17 protein-coding genes are annotated in these 15,980 nt (G+C 64.3%); 9 read left to right on the forward strand and 8 right to left on the reverse strand.

Annotated elements, in window-relative coordinates; translation table 11 throughout:
* Positions 1–237 precede the first annotated feature (237 nt).
* The 5 genes from HCN50_RS07890 to HCN50_RS07910 all read right to left on the reverse strand — a co-directional run bounded on the left by HCN50_RS07890 (position 238) and on the right by HCN50_RS07910 (position 5,450).
* On the reverse strand, positions 238–1,356 hold the full coding sequence (locus tag HCN50_RS07890; RefSeq protein WP_171709033.1) for a branched-chain amino acid ABC transporter substrate-binding protein: 1,119 nt from the start codon (positions 1,354–1,356) through the stop codon (positions 238–240).
* A gap of 186 nt (positions 1,357–1,542) precedes the next feature.
* Positions 1,543–2,277, reverse strand: coding sequence for an ABC transporter ATP-binding protein (locus HCN50_RS07895; RefSeq protein ID WP_171709034.1), 735 nt, complete (start codon positions 2,275–2,277; stop codon positions 1,543–1,545).
* A gap of 94 nt (positions 2,278–2,371) precedes the next feature.
* Positions 2,372–3,205, reverse strand: coding sequence for an ABC transporter ATP-binding protein (locus tag HCN50_RS07900; RefSeq protein WP_171709035.1), 834 nt, complete (start codon positions 3,203–3,205; stop codon positions 2,372–2,374).
* A complete protein-coding gene (livM, locus tag HCN50_RS07905) occupies positions 3,202–4,521 on the reverse strand; it encodes a high-affinity branched-chain amino acid ABC transporter permease LivM (RefSeq protein WP_171709036.1) in 1,320 nt (439 codons plus the stop codon). The genes HCN50_RS07900 and livM overlap by 4 nt, the downstream gene beginning before the upstream one ends.
* 11 nt (positions 4,522–4,532) lie before the next feature.
* On the reverse strand, positions 4,533–5,450 hold the full coding sequence (locus tag HCN50_RS07910) for an ABC transporter permease subunit (protein WP_161853718.1): 918 nt from the start codon (positions 5,448–5,450) through the stop codon (positions 4,533–4,535).
* A gap of 276 nt (positions 5,451–5,726) precedes the next feature.
* On the opposite strand from HCN50_RS07910, the gene HCN50_RS07915 reads away from it, so the two are divergent.
* On the forward strand, positions 5,727–5,888 hold the full coding sequence (locus tag HCN50_RS07915; RefSeq protein WP_171578229.1) for a hypothetical protein: 162 nt from the start codon (positions 5,727–5,729) through the stop codon (positions 5,886–5,888).
* 99 nt (positions 5,889–5,987) lie between these two features.
* Here the strand turns inward: HCN50_RS07915 and HCN50_RS07920 are convergent, their stop codons facing one another.
* The 3 genes from HCN50_RS07920 to HCN50_RS07930 form a co-directional block, all read right to left on the reverse strand.
* Positions 5,988–6,380 carry a carboxymuconolactone decarboxylase family protein gene (locus HCN50_RS07920; protein WP_171709037.1) on the reverse strand — a complete coding sequence of 131 codons (393 nt, stop codon included), beginning with the start codon at positions 6,378–6,380 and terminating at the stop codon, positions 5,988–5,990.
* Positions 6,381–6,486: 106 nt separating this feature from the next.
* Positions 6,487–7,269: a 3-oxoadipate enol-lactonase gene (gene pcaD, locus HCN50_RS07925; protein ID WP_171709038.1), complete on the reverse strand. Its 783-nt coding sequence runs from the start codon at positions 7,267–7,269 to the stop codon at positions 6,487–6,489.
* A 125-nt stretch (positions 7,270–7,394) separates the two neighbouring features.
* Positions 7,395–8,750 (reverse strand): 3-carboxy-cis,cis-muconate cycloisomerase, encoded by a 1,356-nt coding sequence (locus HCN50_RS07930; protein WP_171709039.1) that lies wholly within the window; start codon positions 8,748–8,750, stop codon positions 7,395–7,397.
* Positions 8,751–8,910: 160 nt separating this feature from the next.
* Between HCN50_RS07930 and HCN50_RS07935 the strand changes: the two genes are divergently transcribed.
* The 8 genes from HCN50_RS07935 to HCN50_RS07970 all read left to right on the forward strand — a co-directional run bounded on the left by HCN50_RS07935 (position 8,911) and on the right by HCN50_RS07970 (position 15,797).
* Positions 8,911–9,357, forward strand: a complete 447-nt coding sequence (locus tag HCN50_RS07935) for an SRPBCC family protein (protein WP_171709040.1) — start codon at positions 8,911–8,913, stop codon at positions 9,355–9,357.
* A gap of 181 nt (positions 9,358–9,538) precedes the next feature.
* Positions 9,539–10,018 carry a (2Fe-2S)-binding protein gene (locus HCN50_RS07940; RefSeq protein ID WP_171709041.1) on the forward strand — a complete coding sequence of 160 codons (480 nt, stop codon included), beginning with the start codon at positions 9,539–9,541 and terminating at the stop codon, positions 10,016–10,018.
* A 45-nt stretch (positions 10,019–10,063) separates the two neighbouring features.
* Positions 10,064–10,867: an FAD binding domain-containing protein gene (locus tag HCN50_RS07945; protein WP_171709042.1), complete on the forward strand. Its 804-nt coding sequence runs from the start codon at positions 10,064–10,066 to the stop codon at positions 10,865–10,867.
* Between the two features lie 49 nt (positions 10,868–10,916).
* Complete coding sequence (locus tag HCN50_RS07950; RefSeq protein ID WP_171709043.1) at positions 10,917–11,825, forward strand: AAA family ATPase; 909 nt, start codon at positions 10,917–10,919, stop codon at positions 11,823–11,825.
* A gap of 99 nt (positions 11,826–11,924) precedes the next feature.
* Positions 11,925–13,130, forward strand: a complete 1,206-nt coding sequence (locus HCN50_RS07955) for a vWA domain-containing protein (RefSeq protein ID WP_171709044.1) — start codon at positions 11,925–11,927, stop codon at positions 13,128–13,130.
* A gap of 11 nt (positions 13,131–13,141) precedes the next feature.
* On the forward strand, positions 13,142–13,471 hold the full coding sequence (locus HCN50_RS07960) for an XdhC family protein (protein ID WP_025589337.1): 330 nt from the start codon (positions 13,142–13,144) through the stop codon (positions 13,469–13,471).
* A complete protein-coding gene (locus tag HCN50_RS07965; protein ID WP_171709045.1) occupies positions 13,468–14,196 on the forward strand; it encodes an XdhC family protein in 729 nt (242 codons plus the stop codon). Before HCN50_RS07960 ends, HCN50_RS07965 begins: the two co-directional genes overlap by 4 nt.
* Positions 14,193–15,797, forward strand: coding sequence for an NTP transferase domain-containing protein (locus HCN50_RS07970; protein ID WP_171709046.1), 1,605 nt, complete (start codon positions 14,193–14,195; stop codon positions 15,795–15,797). Before HCN50_RS07965 ends, HCN50_RS07970 begins: the two co-directional genes overlap by 4 nt.
* Positions 15,798–15,980: the final 183 nt, after the last annotated feature.

The raw sequence follows: 15,980 nt of genomic DNA on the forward strand, positions 1-15,980 counted from the left end.
CGCTCGAATCCCATTGGCTGAGATGCGATTTCACAAATAGACCGCTGCCCCATCGGCAGATCAAGCCGGAATAACGGTTAAGGTCGTGAAATCAATGACATGGAACTCAGCCCGGGTTCCTCAATGCGCCGGGAACCTGATTGTTCCAGTCGGTTAAAAATTATTTGGAACCGGAGACGAAAACGCCCCGGCTAGAACCGGGGCGCATCGATCATGCGATATGATTTCCGTGAGTGATCAAGACCCCTTCGGATTGATCTCGGCGTAGTTGCCCTTGGCGTCCCACTTGTAGACGACGTAGTCGATCACCTTGATGTCGCCCTTGGCGTCGAAGCCCAGCTTGCCGAGCACGGTGTCCCATTCACCGGCCTTGATGGTCTCCATCACCTTCTTCGGCTCGGTGGTCTTCGCCTTCGCCACCGCCTGCGTCCAGACCTGCATCGCGGCATAGGTGTAGAGGGTGTAGCCCTCGGGATCGATGTTCTTGGACTTGAACTTCTCGACGATCGCCTTGGCGCTCGCCTTGTTGCGCGGATCGGGACCGAAGGTGAACAGCGTGCCTTCGGCGGCCGGACCGGTGATGGAGGCGAACTCCTTGTCGTTCATGGCGTCGCCCGCCATCAACACCGTCTTGAGGCCCTGGTCGCGCATCTGGCGCAGGATCAGGCCGGCTTCCTGATGGTAGCCGCCGACAAAGACGAGATCGATATTGTCGCGCTTCAGCCGCGACACGATCGAGTTAAAGTCCTTGTCGCCCTTGTTGTAGGACTCGAACATCTTTTCGGTGAAGCCGGCCTTGTTGAGCGCCTTCTTGGTCTCGTCGGCGAGGCCTTTGCCATACGTCGTCTTGTCGTTGAGGATGGCGACGTTCTTGCCCTTGTAGTTCTTGACGATGTAGTCGGCAGCGACCAGGCCCTGCTGATCGTCACGGCCGCAGACGCGCGCCACGTTCCACAGCTTGCGCTCGGTGAACAGCGGGTTGGTCGAGGCCGGCGTAATCTGCAGCACGTTGCCGTCGGCGTAGGCTTCGGAGGCCGGGATTGACGAGGACGAGCAGAAGTGGCCGGCCACGAACGGGATCTTGGCGCTGGCGAACTTTTCCGCCACCGAGCGCGCCTGCTTGGGATCGCAGGCGTCGTCGCCGACCTGCAGCGCCAGCTTCTTGCCGAGCACGCCGCCGGCGGCGTTGATGTCGGCCACCGCCTGTTCGGCGCCGTTCTTCATCTGCCGGCCGAATGCGGATTCGCCGCCCGTCATCGGGCCCGCAACTGCGATGGAGATGTCCTGCGCCAGCGCGGTTGTCGACAGCGCCAACGATGCGCCCAAAGCCAGGCCGATGAGTTTCAGTGATTTCATGAGGTATCCTCGCAGTTCAGTCGATTTCGGGAAATACCCGGCGGGCCGGGTACGAAAATCAGGCCCATTGTCGGCTGATTTTACCGCGAAGTCATCGGCAATTTTCGGGCAAATCGACCGTCCGTTCGCCGCATCTTGCCGCAGTTTGCGGTGTCCCGGATGCGGTGCAGCGGAACGCATCCACCGTTACTCCCGCCGGCCGCCTTCCAGATAGGCAGCGCGGATTTCCGGGCGCTGCAGCAATTCGCTGCCGGTTCCGGAGAGCGTGATCAGGCCGTTGACCATGACATAGCCGCGATGGGCCAGCTTCAGTGCGTGGTTGGCGTTCTGTTCGACGATCAGAACCGTCAGGCCGTCCTGCCGGTTCAGGGTCTTTATCGCATCAAAAATCTGCCGCGCGATCAGGGGGGCGAGGCCGAGCGACGGTTCGTCCAGCATCAACAGGCGCGGCCGGCTCATCAGGGCCCGGCCGATCGCCAGCATCTGCTGCTCGCCGCCGGACAACGTGCCGCCGCGCTGCGTCATGCGTTCCTTGAGCCGCGGGAACAGCGCGAAGACACGCTCCAGCCCGCTCGCCCGGTCGGCTTCGCTGCTATCGGTCGCATCCGCCCCCATCTGCAGGTTTTCCGCCACGGTCATGCGCGGGAAAATGCGGCGCCCCTCCGGGGATTGCGCGATGCGCAGCCGCGCAATCTCATGCGTCGGCACGCCGGTGATGTCCTGGCCGTCAAACTCGATGCGGCCCGCGCGGGCGCGCGGCCGGCCGAAGATCGTCATCATCAGCGTCGACTTGCCGGCGCCATTGGCGCCGATCAGCGCGACGATCTCGCCGGCCTTGATGTCAAGATCGACGCCCTTCAGCGCCTCGATCTTGCCGTAGGCCGCGCGCAACGAACGGATCGCGAGCAGGGGGGCAGTCATGTTGCACCCCCTTTGCCGTTCGGCGCGAATGCCTCGGTCCTTCCTCCCCCTGAAAGGGGCTTGCAGGGGGAGGTGGGTTTATCGCGTGAGGCGCTCACGTTCCGCTCTCCATCACCGCGATCGCTTCCTCCTCGTCGGCGCCGAGATAGGCGGCGATCACCTTGGGATCGTCGCGGATCTCGCGCGGCGTGCCTTCGGCGATCTTCACGCCATGGTCCATCACCACGACGTGGTCGGAGATTTGCATCACCACGCTCATGTCGTGCTCGATCAACAGGATCGAGGTGCCATGTTCGGCGCGGATCGAGAGCAGCAATTCGCTCAAAGCAGCGCTTTCGCGTGCATTCAATCCGGCCGCCGGTTCGTCGAGACAGAGCAGCGCCGGCTGGGTGCACATCGCGCGCGCGATTTCGAGGCGCCGCTGGTCCCCATAGGGCAGGTTACCGGCGGCATCGTCGGCGCGATCCAGCAGCCCGACGCGGTCGAGCCAGGTCCGCGCCAGGTCGATCGCGGCCAGTTCGGCGTTGCGCCAGGACGGCGCGCCGATCAGGCCGAGGAACGTCAGCCCGGAGGCGCGCATCAGCGCATTGTGCTGCGCCACCATGAGATTCTCCAGCGCCGTCATGCCGGGAAACAGGCGAATGTTCTGGAAGGTGCGCGCGACCTTGGCCAGCTTGGAAATCCGGAAATCGTTGAGACGTTCGAGCTGGATGGCGCGGCCATCCTCATGCGTGAGCCGCATCGCGCCGGAGGTCGGCTTGTAGAAGCCGGTGATGCAGTTGAAGACCGTGGTCTTGCCGGCGCCGTTCGGCCCGATCAGCGCGGTGATCTTACGCCGCTCGGCATTGAAGGTGAGGTCGTTGACCGCGACGATGCCGCCGAAGCGCATCGACAGGCGATCGACGCCGAGGATGGGATTGCCGCTCATCCGTGGCCCTCCTTGACGAGGTCGGACGAGATCGCCTGGCTGTGTTTAAGAAACACGGTCGGCGCGCGATGGCCGATCAGGCCGCGCGGCCGCCAGATCATCAACAGCACCATCGCCATGCCGAACACCAGCATGCGGTACTGGTCGAGCCCGCGGAACAGCTCGAAGCCGCCGATCATGGTGAGGGCTGCGAGCGCGACGCCGAGCTGCGAACCCATGCCGCCGAGCACGACGATCGCCAGCACCAGCGCCGATTCATGGAAGGTGAAGGATTCCGGGCTGATGAAACCCTGTCTGGTCGCAAAGAACGCGCCGGCAAAACCGCCGAACATCGCCCCGGTTGCAAACGCCGTCAGCTTGGTCGTCGTGGTGTTGATGCCGAGCGCGCGGCAGGCGACTTCGTCCTCGCGCAGCGCCTCCCAGGCGCGGCCGATCGGCAGACGGCGCAGGCGGATCGTGACCCAATTGGTGAGCAGCGCCAGCGCCAGGATGATGTAAAACAGAAATACGATACGGTGCGTCGGCGAGAACTCGATGCCGAGCAGGGCGGCAAGCCCGTCGTCGGCGGGCGAAAGCGGAATGCCGAACAGCGTCGGGCGGGGAATGCCGGTAACCCCGTTCGGGCCGCCGGTGAGGCTCTGCCAGTTGATCAGGACCAGGCGGATGATCTCGCCGAAGGCCAGCGTCACAATGGCGAGATAATCGCCGCGCAGCCGCAGCACGGGAAAGCCGAGCAGCACGCCCCAGAACGCGGCGAGAATGCCGGCCAGCGGCAGGCAGATCCAGAACGACAGGCCGAAATTAGTGGCGAGCAGCGCGTAGGAATAGGCGCCGACCGCGTAGAAGGCGACATAGCCGAGATCGAGCAGGCCGGCGAGGCCGACCACCACGTTCAGCCCCCATCCGAGCATGACATAGGTCAGCACGAGGATCGCGAGGTCGAGAATGTAGCGCTCGTTATAGAACAGCACCGGCACCAGAAAAGTGAACACCAGCAGCACCGGCGGGAGCAGGCGTCCAGCGAGCGAAAGCCCACGTTGTACAGAAGCCGGCACCACTTTGACTGTGTCGACCGGTCCCCACCATTGCCGCAACAACTCGATGATGATGCTGCCGCCGAACACGGCTCCGACCATGGCGGCGAGGTCGCCGAAGCGCGTCCAGTAGACCAGTTGCCCTTGCGGACCTGCCTCGGTGCGGACGCCAATCATCAGCGAGAACAGCACCAGCGCCACGAAGGCGCTGACCAGCGCTTTCTTGAGGATGAAGGCGGCGCCCGGAGCGCGCGATGTTTGGACGGCGGGGTTCGCGCTCACGCTACGGCCCGTCAGACTTTTTCGACTTCGGGCCGGCCGAGCAGGCCGGTCGGAAGGAAGATCAGGACCACGATCAGGATCGAGAACGCGGCGACGTCCTTGTACTCGACCGAGAAATACGCCGACCACAGCGTCTCGATCAGGCCGATCAGAAGTCCGCCCAGCATCGCGCCCGGCAGCGAGCCGATGCCGCCGAGCACGGCGGCGGTGAACGCCTTGATGCCGGCGACGAAGCCCATGAAGAAATCGACCAGCCCGTAATAGAGCAGATACATCATACCGGCGACCGCGGCGAGCGCGGCGCCGATCACGAAGGTCATGGAGATGGTGCGGTCGACGTCGACGCCGAGGAGAGAGGCCATGGTCTGGTCCTGCTCGCAGGCGCGCATGTCGCGGCCAAGCCGCGTGCTCGAGACCAACCAGGTGAACAGCGCCAGCAGCACCACGGTGGTGACGACGACGATGATCTGGATGTTGGAAAGCTGCACGACAAAGCCTTCGGCGCCCTCATGCAGGGTGTAGCCGCCGGTGATGATCGGCGGCACCGGCTTGACCCGCGCGCCCTGGGCGACCTGCGAATAATTTGTCAGCACAAATGACATACCGATCGCCGAGAGCATCGGCGCCAGGCGGAACGAGTGCCGCAGTGGCCGGTAGGCGATGCGTTCCACCGTCCAGCCATAGAGCGCTGTGATAGCCATCGAGACCAGCAGCACCACCAGCAAGATCAGGGGGATGGCGGTCAGTCCGAACGAGACCAGGATCAGAAAGGTGATCAGGGCGATGAAGCCGCCGATCATGAAAATATCGCCATGGGCGAAATTGATCATGCCGACGATGCCGTAAACCATGGTGTAGCCAATCGCGATCAGGCCGTAGATCGAGCCGAGCACGAGGCCGTTGATCAGTTGCTGGGCGAAATAATCCATGCGCTGCCGTTTTTTGCACGAGGACGCGGCGAGAGCTCCGGCAGCCCATGACGACGCGTCGTGTCGTTTTCTAACAGGTGGGAACCGGGGCCGGCAACAGCACCGGCTGCGGCTTAATTGGCTTGTACAGAGCTAGTTTTTGCGCAGCGGTTCCAGCGCCACAGTCCGGACACGGCTTTGCCGTCCGATGATCGCATCGGAACCGCTGTTCCGCTGCAACCAACCCTGTGACTCTCCGTTAATTCAGGCTACGGTCTCAACAACGGAGATCCCTCGATGAGTAAGATGAACCAGAACCCGGGTCAGCAGAACCAGAACCCGGGTCAGAAGCCCGGACAGCAGCAGCAGGGCGGCGGCCAGAAGCCCGGCCAGCAGCAGCAGGATCCGGGACGTCAGGGACAAAAGCCCAGTCAGGATCCACGGCAGATGCCAGAGTAAAAGGGCACATGCCAGAACAGAAAAGGCCCCGCCGAAAAGGTGGGGCTTTTCTTTTGTGCGCTGCCAACTTCGTGTCCCGGACGCGGGAATGGCGCCCGGCTAGCTCTTCAGCAAACCCAGTTCGGCGATGATCGCGCCCGCTTCCTTGACGGCGTGGTTGGCCGCCGGCACGCCGCAATAGATCGCCTGCTGCAAGAGGATTTCCTTGATGTCGTCGGGCGTGAAGCCGCCTTCCGCGAGCGCCGCACGGACATGCAGGCGGAATTCATCCCACTGTCCGAGCGCCACCATGGTGCCGATGACCAGCACGCGGCGGGTGCGGTGGTCGAAATGCGGCCGGGTCCAGATGTCGCCCCAGGCATAGCGGGTGATCAGATCCTGGAAGTCGGTATTGAAGGCGTTGCGGTTCTTGATCGACTTGTCGACCCATTCATTGCCGAGCACCTTGCGGCGCTGCGCCATGCCGTCGTCGCGGCGTTGGTTGTCGTCCATTGATGTCTCCTCCCGTCCTTGCGAGGAGCGAAGCGACGAAGCAATCCGCAAGTGGTGAAATGGAGTGCTTCGCTTCGCTCGCAATGGCGGCCCTGGTTGCGATCTTCTACCGTTGCGTCAAGAACCCGATCACCGCGTCGGTGAAGGCGTGCGGTTGCTCGACATTTGAAATATGCGCGGCATCGAGAATGGTCATGCTGGCGACGGGAATCCGGCTGCGCATGAATTCGCCGTCGGCGATCGTCGTCGACATGTCGTGGCGGCCGGCGATGACGAGCGTCGGGCTCTTGATCTTCGGCAGCAGCTCGCGCTGGTCGAGCGTCGACAGCGCCTCGCAGCAGGCGATGTAGCCCTCGACCGGCGTGGTTAGCATCATCGCCTTCATGTTGGCGGCGACTTGCGGCTGCCGCTCGCGAAAATCCGCCGTCAGCCAGCCTGCCAGCACGGTGTCGGCGACCGCGGCGATGCCATCTTCCTTCACCGCCTTGATGCGCTCGTGCCAGCGCGTCGGGTCCGGGTAATGGCAGGTGGTGTTGGCTAGGATGATCTTGCCGAACCTGTCGGGCGCGTTGGCGCCGAGCCATTGCCCGACCATGCCGCCCATCGACAGGCCGCACCAATGCGTTTTCGCGATGTTAAGGTCGTCGAGGATTGCCAGCACGTCGCGACCGAAGCGTTCCAGCGAGTAGGGTCCGGGCGGCACGCTCGATTTGCCGTGGCCGCGCCGGTCGTAACGGATGACGCGGAACACTTGCGTCAACGCCTTCATCTGCGGCTCCCACATCTGCATGGTGGAGCCCAGCGAATTCGACAGCATCAGCGTCGGTCCGCCGTCGCGGCCTTCGACGGATACGTTGAGCAGGCATCCGTCGGCGTCGATCATCGGCATGGGTCTAGTCTCCGCTGTCATGCGCAGACTTGATCCGCGCATCCATCTCAAGAATTGAATCTATCCTGGATGATGGATTGCCTGGTCAAGCCCGGCAACGACATCGGAGAGATTCGTCAGCAACATCACGCTTCGTCCAGCGAAGCCAGCAAACGGTCGATCAGCGCCTGCGAGGCGCCCTGATAGGCCATCGGCTCGAAAAGTTCAGCGATTTCATCAGTGCCGAGCCGCGCGGTAATTTTCGAATCCGCGGCGAGCACCTCGCGCAGATGCTTCTTGTCCTTGACCGCCTGCTTGCTCGCGGCCTCGACCAGGTGATGCGCGTCGCTCTTGCCGATCTTTTCGGCGAGCCGCATTGCCACCGCTTCCGCCATGATCAGCCCGTCGGTCGCGCCGAGATTTTTGCGCATGCGCGCGGCGTCGACTTCCAACCCTTCGGCGATATCGACGATCGCGGCGAGCGCGCCCGAGGTGACAAGCATCAGCGTCGGCAGCGTCGGCCATTCGGCGTGCCAGGGGCCGGCGCTGCGCTCGTGCTCCTGCACCTGAGCAGCAAATATCGTCGCGGCGAGATTGGGGGCCATGGCGGCCGCGGCAAGCGCGCTGGCCGCCGCCACAGGATTGCGCTTGTGCGGCATGGTGGAGGAGCCGCCGCGGCCTTCACCCGATGGTTCGAACGCTTCGCCGACATCAGTCTGCATCATCAGCGAAACGTCACGCGCGATCTTGCCGCAGGTGCCGGCAAGAATCGCGAATACCGAGGCCGCTTCCGCGATGCGGTCGCGGTGGGTGTGCCAGGGCGCGTCAGGCAAGGGCAGCTTCAGCTCTCCAGCCAGCCGGTCTGCCACCTGCAATCCCTTGTCGCCGAGGGCAGCGAGGGTGCCGGCCGCGCCGCCGAATTGCAGCGCCAGCGCCTCTTCGCGCAAGCGCTCGAGCCGCGCCCGTGAGCGGTGCAGGGCTGCGGCATATTCGGCGAGCTTCAGGCCGAATGGCATCGGCAGCGCATGCTGCAGCCAGGTGCGGGCAACCACCGGAGTATGGCGATGCTGGCGCGCCAGCCCCGCAAAGCCTGTGATTGCGCGCGCGACGTCGGCGAGCAGCACATCGATCCCGGCGCGCAGGCCGAGCATGGTGCCGGTATCGATGACATCCTGGCTGGTCGCGCCCCAATGCACGTAACGCGCCGCCGCGGCGTCCGTCCTGGCGACGTTGGATGTCAACGTCTTGACGAGGGGGATCGCGAGATTGCCGGACCTGGTCGCCGCATCAGCCAGTGCGGCGAGGTCGAATGATTCGGCTTTGCACGCATTCGTGATCGCTGCCGCCGCATCAGCCGGAATGACCCCCAGCGCGGCTTCGGCCCGCGCCAGCGCGGCCTCGAAATCCAGCATGTTTTGCAGGGCCGCGGCATCGTCGCACACCGCGCGCATCGCAGCGCTCGACAGCATCGGAGCAAGCAAGGGGGAAAGGGACGTGCTCATTTGCATGCGACCTAACCATTCCGGCCAGTCAATGCCAATGCCCTTGTCGCTTGTCCTTGTTGCACGTGCGAAGTTGTTTCGCTCATTGCCCTTCCTTTTGGCCCGGGCGTGCTTTACTTGGGGGGAATATCAGGCTGACGCGATCCTAGGAGGCACTCCCATGGCCATGACGATGAACGGCGAAGTCCAGCTTGCGGCATCGCGCGAGGCCGTGTGGGACAAACTAAATGATCCGGAAGTGCTGAAGGCCTGTATCCCCGGCTGCGAGGAGCTGGAAAAGACTGATGAAACCAGCTTTCGCGCCACTGCCAAGATGAAGGTCGGCCCGGTCTCGGCCCGCTTCAAGGGCAAGGTCACGCTCAGCGATCTCGACCCGCCCAACGGCTACAAGATCTCGGGCGAAGGCGAGGGCGGCGTCGCCGGCTTTGCCAAGGGTGGTGCGACGGTCGCGCTCACCGAAAAGGATGGCGGTACGCTCCTGAGCTACAATGTCGAGGCGCAGATTGGCGGCAAGCTGGCCCAGCTCGGACAGCGCCTGATCAACGGCGCAGCCAAGAAACTGGCCGACGAATTCTTTGCCAATTTCGGCAAGGCCGTGCAGGGCTGATTCTGGCTCGTCCCAATCCCGCGGGCCGTGTCGGCTAGTCCCGTCAAGTCGCTCAGGCCATGCCCCAGACGAGGGGCTCCTGAGGTTGCTCATTACCGGGAGGGCCCATATTATGACCTTTGGAATGACTATAAACGCCTGCGCGGCCGATACTGCGGCGGTGCAGCCCAAGAGAGTGCTGATGGCCAAGATTTCCTTGATCGTGAACGGTAATCCCGTAAACGCCAATATCGATCCCCGTACCCTGCTGGTCCAGTTTCTGCGGGAAAATCTCCGGCTGACGGGCACCCATGTCGGCTGCGATACCTCGCAATGCGGCGCTTGCGTCGTGCATCTCGACGGCAAGGCGGTCAAGTCGTGCACCACGCTTGCGGTGATGGCCGATGGGCACGAGGTCCGGACCATCGAAGGCCTCGCCGCCGACGGCGCGCCGCTGCATCCGATGCAGGAAGCCTTCCGCGAGCATCACGGCTTGCAGTGCGGCTTCTGCACCCCCGGCATGATCATGACCGCGGTCGACCTGGTCAATCGCAAGGGCCACGACCTTTCGGACGATGTCATTCGCGAGGAGCTTGAGGGCAATCTGTGCCGCTGCACCGGCTATCAGAACATCGTGACGTCGATCGCCGCCGGCGCCAAGGCGATGGCCAAATCCGCGTAACTTCGCTCAATCGATTTCATCGCGAGTAGCGATCAGGAAGTTCTCATGTACGAATTCAAATATCATCGTCCGGCGACCGTGCGGCAGGCCGCCAACCTGCTGGTGAAGAACGAGGACGCCAAGGTGATCGCCGGCGGCCATACGCTGGTGCCGGTCATGAAGCAAAGGCTCGCCAGCCCGCCGCATCTGGTGGACCTCTCCCATATCGAAGGGCTCAACGCCATCGAGATGAAGGGCCGCTCGCTGGTGATCGGCGCGACCGCCACGCATGCCGACGTCGCGAATTCCGCCACGGTGCGCGAAGCGATTCCCGCACTCGCCGAACTCGCCAGCGGAATCGGCGATCCCGCGGTGCGGCACAAGGGCACGATCGGCGGATCGCTCGCCAACAACGACCCGACCGCGGATTACCCGGCCGCGGTGCTCGCGCTCGGCGCCACCATCGTCACCAACAAGCGCCGGCTGAAAGCGGAGGAATTCTTTCAGGGCCTGTTCTCGACGGCGCTGGAGAACGACGAGATCATCACCAGGGTGATGTTCCCGCTGCCGAAGAAGGCGGCCTATATCAAATTCCGCAACCAGGCCTCGCGTTATGCGTTGGTCGGTGTGTTCGTCGCCAGGCGGCCGTCGGACGTACGCGTGGCGGTAACCGGCGCGGGTTCGGACGGCGTGTTCCGCGCCACCGCGTTCGAGGAGGCTTTGAAGAAGCGCTTCTCGCACAAGGTGCTCGAAGGCATTTCGGCGTCGCCCGAAGGGCTGAACAGCGATCTGCACGGCAGCGCCGAATACCGCGCGCACCTCATTGGCGTGCTGACACGGCGCGCCGTCGAAGCCGCGACGGCGAAGTAGGTTTGCCGACCCGTTTGCCTGTTTCCGGCTCATCAAGATTGGCTATCCCATGAGTGCATCGGCGCCGCCCAAATCCGTCGATGGGATGCTCGAACTCCTGACCTCGCGCGGCTACCTCGCGGAGCGCTCGCTGGCGACGGTGACCTATCTGTCGCTGCGCATGGGTCGGCCGCTGTTTCTCGAAGGCGAGGCCGGCGTCGGCAAGACCGAGATCGCAAAGGTCCTGTCGGCGGCGCTCGGGCGCAAGCTGATCCGCCTACAATGCTATGAGGGGCTCGACGTCGCTTCCGCCGTGTATGAGTGGAGCAGCGCGGCGCAGATGATCGCGATCCGACTCGCCGAAGCCGCCGGCGATACCGACCGCGAGCAATTGTCGTCGGACATCTTTGCCGAGCGGTTTCTGATCAAGCGCCCGCTGCTGCAGGCCTTGGAGCCAGATGTGGCCGGCGCGCCGGTGCTGTTGATCGACGAGCTCGACCGCGCCGACGAGGCGTTCGAGGCGTACCTCTTGGAAATCCTCAGCGACTTCCAGGTCACGATCCCCGAATTCGGTACCATCAAGGCGCCGCATCCGCCAATCGTCATCATCACCTCGAACCGCACGCGCGAGATCCACGACGCGCTGAAGCGCCGCTGCCTCTATCACTGGGTCGATTATCCCGAAGCCGAGCGCGAACTGGCGATCGTCAAGTCGCGGGTACCAGGCATTTCCGCAAAGCTGTCGCAGCAGGTCGTCCACTTCGTGCAGGCGCTGCGCGACCAAGACTTCTACAAGTCGCCGGGCGTCGCCGAGACCATCGACTGGGCCACCGCGCTGACCGAGCTCGACGCCCGCTCGCTCACGCCACAACTGGTCGGAGATACCCTGGGCGCGCTGTTGAAATACCAGGACGACATCGCGCGCATGCAGGGCGACACGCTGCAGAAGGTTTTGAAGGAAGCGACGAGCGAGACGTAGCCGTCGTCATTCCGGGGCACGCGAAGCGTGAACCCGGAATCTCGAGATTCCGGGTTCACGCTTCGCGTGCCCGGAATGACGGCGGAGGTTAGTTGCACCATGACGACCATCGACCACCTCAATCCCCCGACCGGGCACATGGCCGACAACGTCATCGGCTTCGCCCGCGCGCTCCGCGCGGCCGGCATTCCGGTCGGCCCCGGTGCCGTCATCGACGCGCTCGACGCGCTGCAAATGATCGAGATCGGCAGCCGCGCCGACGTCTACGCCACGCTGGAGGCGATCTTCGTCAAGCGCCACGAGCATGCGCTGATCTTTGCGCAGGCCTTCGACCTGTTCTTCCGCGCCGCCGAAGACTGGAAGCACATGCTGGATTCGGTGCCGCTGCCGGACCATGCCAAGAAGAAGCCGCCGCCGGCCTCACGCCGCGTGCAGGAGGCATTGGCGCAGCCTTCGATGCGCGATGAGACGCAGGAGGTCGAGCAGCAGGAACTGCGGCTCTCCGTCTCCGACAAGGAGATCCTGCAGAAAAAGGATTTTGCGCAGATGAGCGCGGCGGAGATTGCCGAGGTCACCCGCGCCATTGCCAACATGAAGCTGCCGCAGGCCGAGCTGCGCACCCGCCGTTACCAGCCCGACGCCAAAGGGCTGCGGCTCGACATGCGCCGCACACTCCGCAGCTCCTTGCGCACGGGTGGCGAGATCATCGAGATCAGAAAGCTCGGGCGGATCGAGAAGCCGGCGCCGATCGTGGCGCTCCTGGATATCTCGGGCTCGATGAGCGAATATACCCGCCTGTTCCTGCATTTCCTCCACGCTATCACCGATGCGCGCAAGCGCGTCTCGGTATTCCTGTTCGGCACCCGGCTGACTAATGTGACGCGCGCGCTGCGGGCCAAGGATCCGGACGAGGCGCTGGCGAGCTGTTCGTCGTCGGTCGAGGACTGGGCCGGCGGCACTCGGATCGCCACCTCGCTGCACTCTTTCAACAAGTTATGGGGCCGGCGCGTGCTCGGGCAGGGCGCCATCGTGCTCTTGATCTCCGACGGGCTCGAGCGCGAGGCCGACGCCAAGCTCGCCTTCGAGATGGACCGTCTGCACCGCTCCTGCCGCCGCCTGATCTGGCTCAATCCATTGTTGCGCTACAGCGGGTTTGAGGCCAAGGCACAGGGCATCAAAATGATGCTGCCGCACGTTGACGAATTCCGCCCGGTGCATAACTTGACGTCGATGGAAGGGCTGATCGAGGCGCTTTCGGCGCCGCCCCCGCCGCACCACATGAGCCGCATCCGCTCAGCAGCTTGAAAGGGCATCCCATGCTCAACCGCGACGAAGACATTCTGCAGGCCGCCGAGAACTGGCAGAAGGCCGGCCACGGCGTGGCGCTCGCGACCGTGGTCGAGACCTGGGGCTCGGCACCGCGGCCGGCCGGCTCCAGCCTCGTCATCAACGATGACGGCACGTTCTTGGGCTCGGTCTCCGGCGGCTGCGTCGAGGGCGCTGTCGTGACCGAGGCGCTGGACGTGATCGCCAGCGGCAAGCCCAAGATGCTGGAGTTCGGCGTGGCCGACGAGACCGCCTGGAATGTCGGCCTGTCCTGCGGCGGCACCATCCGCGTCTTCGTCGAAAAGGTGGGGCAATCGTGAAGCTCGAAACCCTCACACAGCTCAATGCCGAGCGCGCCGCACGCCGCCCGGTCATCGTTGTCACCGATGTCGCCACTGGCGATCAGCGGCTGGTCAAAGCCAAGGACATCGCCACCGATCCGCTGGGCGCCGAACTTTCCAAGCAGCTCCGCATGGGCAAGAGCGGCATGATCGAGAGTGGCGGCAAGAAGCTGTTCCTCAATGTCTACGCGCCGACCGCGCGGCTCGTCGTCGTCGGCGCGGTCCATATCAGCCAGGCACTGGCGCCGCTGGCTCGCTCGCTTGACTACGACGTGACGGTGGTCGATCCGCGCACGGCGTTCGCAAGCCCCGAGCGCTTCCCCGACGTGCCGCTGATCGCCGAATGGCCCGATGTGGCGCTGCCGCCGCTCAACATCGATCACTACACGGCGTTTGTCGCGCTGACGCATGATCCCAAGATCGACGACCCGGCGTTGCTGCATGCATTCGAGCGCGACTGCTTCTATATCGGCGCGCTCGGCTCGCGAAAGACTCACGCCAAGCGCGCGGAGCGGCTGAAGGCGCAGGGCGCTGATGACGCCGACATCGCGCGCATCCATGCCCCGATCGGGCTTTCGATTGGCGCGGTATCGCCGTCCGAGATCGCGGTCGCGATCATGGCCGAAATCACCGCCGAGCTGCGGCTGCCCAAAGAAGGCCTGAAGCAAGGCGAGAAGCAAACCGCGAAGGTGCAGGCGGCATGAAGTTCGGTCCCGCCAGTCCGGCCGACGCGATTGGCGGCGTCACCGTGCACACGCTGCGGCAGGGTTCGCTGGTGCTCAAGAAGGGCACCACGATCGGCCCCGCAGAGGTCGAGGCGCTCAACAAGGCCGGCGTCAAGGAAATTGTCGTGGTGCGCCTGGAGGAGGGCGACGTCTCCGAGGACGAAGCCGCCGCCAGCATCGCGCAGGCCGTTGCCGGCGAGGGCGTCACCGTCGAGCGCGCCTTCACCGGCCGCGCCAATCTATTCGCGGCGCAAGCCGGCGTCCTGGTGGTGGACCGCGCCGCGGTCGACCGCATCAACGGCGTCGACGAGGCCATCACTTTTGCGACGCTCTCGGCCTTCAAGCCGGTGGTCGAAGGGGAGATGATCGCGACCGTCAAGCTGATCCCGTTCGGCGTCGAGGCAAGGCTGCGCGATGCGGCCGTGGCGGTGGCGGGCAAGGATACGCTGCGGATTGCGCCCTACGTGATCAAGCGTGTGGGTGTGGTCTCAACCCTGCTGCCCGGGCTCGCGGCAAAAGTCATCGACAAGACGTTGCGTGTGACGGCGGAGCGGCTGGCGCCGGCCGGCGCGACTATCATCGCCGAACGGCGCGTGCCGCATGACGAGGCGGCGCTGGCCGCCTCCATCAAGGAATTGCTCGGCCTCGGCGCCGAGCTCGTCATCGTGTTCGGCGCCTCCGCGATCGCCGACCGCCGCGACGTGATTCCGGCTGCGATCACCGAAATCGGCGGTGCGGTCGAGCATTTCGGCATGCCGGTCGATCCCGGCAATCTGCTCCTGATCGGCAGCGCCGGCGGCGTGCCGGTGCTGGGTGCGCCTGGCTGCGCGCGCTCGCCGGTGGAGAACGGCTTTGACTGGGTGTTGATGCGGCTGCTCGCCGGGCTGAAGGTGACGCGGGCCGAGCTCACCGGCATGGGTGTCGGCGGCCTCCTGATGGAAATCGTGACGCGGCCGCAGCCGCGCACCAATATCGACGCCGAGGCCAACCGCAATATCACGGCCATCGTGCTCGCCGCCGGCCGTTCGACCCGGATGGGCGGTCCAAACAAGCTGCTCGCCGAAATCGACGGCAAGAAGCTGGTACGGATCGTCGCCGAGCAGGCGCTGGCCTCGAAGGCATCCGAAGTGATCGTCGTCACCGGCCATCAGGCCGATCTGGTCGAGCAAGCGCTGGCGGGCCTCAACCTAAAATTCGTCCGCAATGCGGATTTCGCCGGCGGCCTCGCTTCCTCCGTCAAGGCCGGCATCGCGGCGGTCTCAGACAAGGCCGACGGCGCGATCGTCTGCCTCGGCGACATGCCGCTGATCGATGCCAAGCTGATCGACCAGCTCATCGAAATTTTTGCGCCGGACCGCGGCCACCTGATCGCAGTCCCCGTCGCCGACGGCCGCCGCGGCAATCCCGTGCTGTGGTCGCGGCGTTTCTTTAAGGAGTTGATGACGCTCGAAGGCGACGTCGGCGCCCGCCATTTGATCGCCAAGCACACCGAGGCTGTCGCCGAAGTCCCGGTCGAAGGCCCAAGCGCGTTTCTCGATATCGATACGCCCCAGGCGCTGGAAGCGGCGCGACGGTCGTAAGCAAACACCGCTGTCGTCCTGGCCTTGAGCCGGGACCTATAACCGCAGGATCGAGTTGTTGGAGCAAGCTGGAGCACCAGTCTTCGCAAAATGACCTCCTGGGGTTATGGATCCCGGCATTCGCCGGGACGACACCCTGGAAAGACTGCCGCCTTCCTTTCTCAATCCTCCATTCACCAAGTT

The sequence above is a fragment of the Bradyrhizobium archetypum genome (assembly GCF_013114835.1).
GTDB classification, from domain to species: domain Bacteria; phylum Pseudomonadota; class Alphaproteobacteria; order Rhizobiales; family Xanthobacteraceae; genus Bradyrhizobium; species Bradyrhizobium archetypum.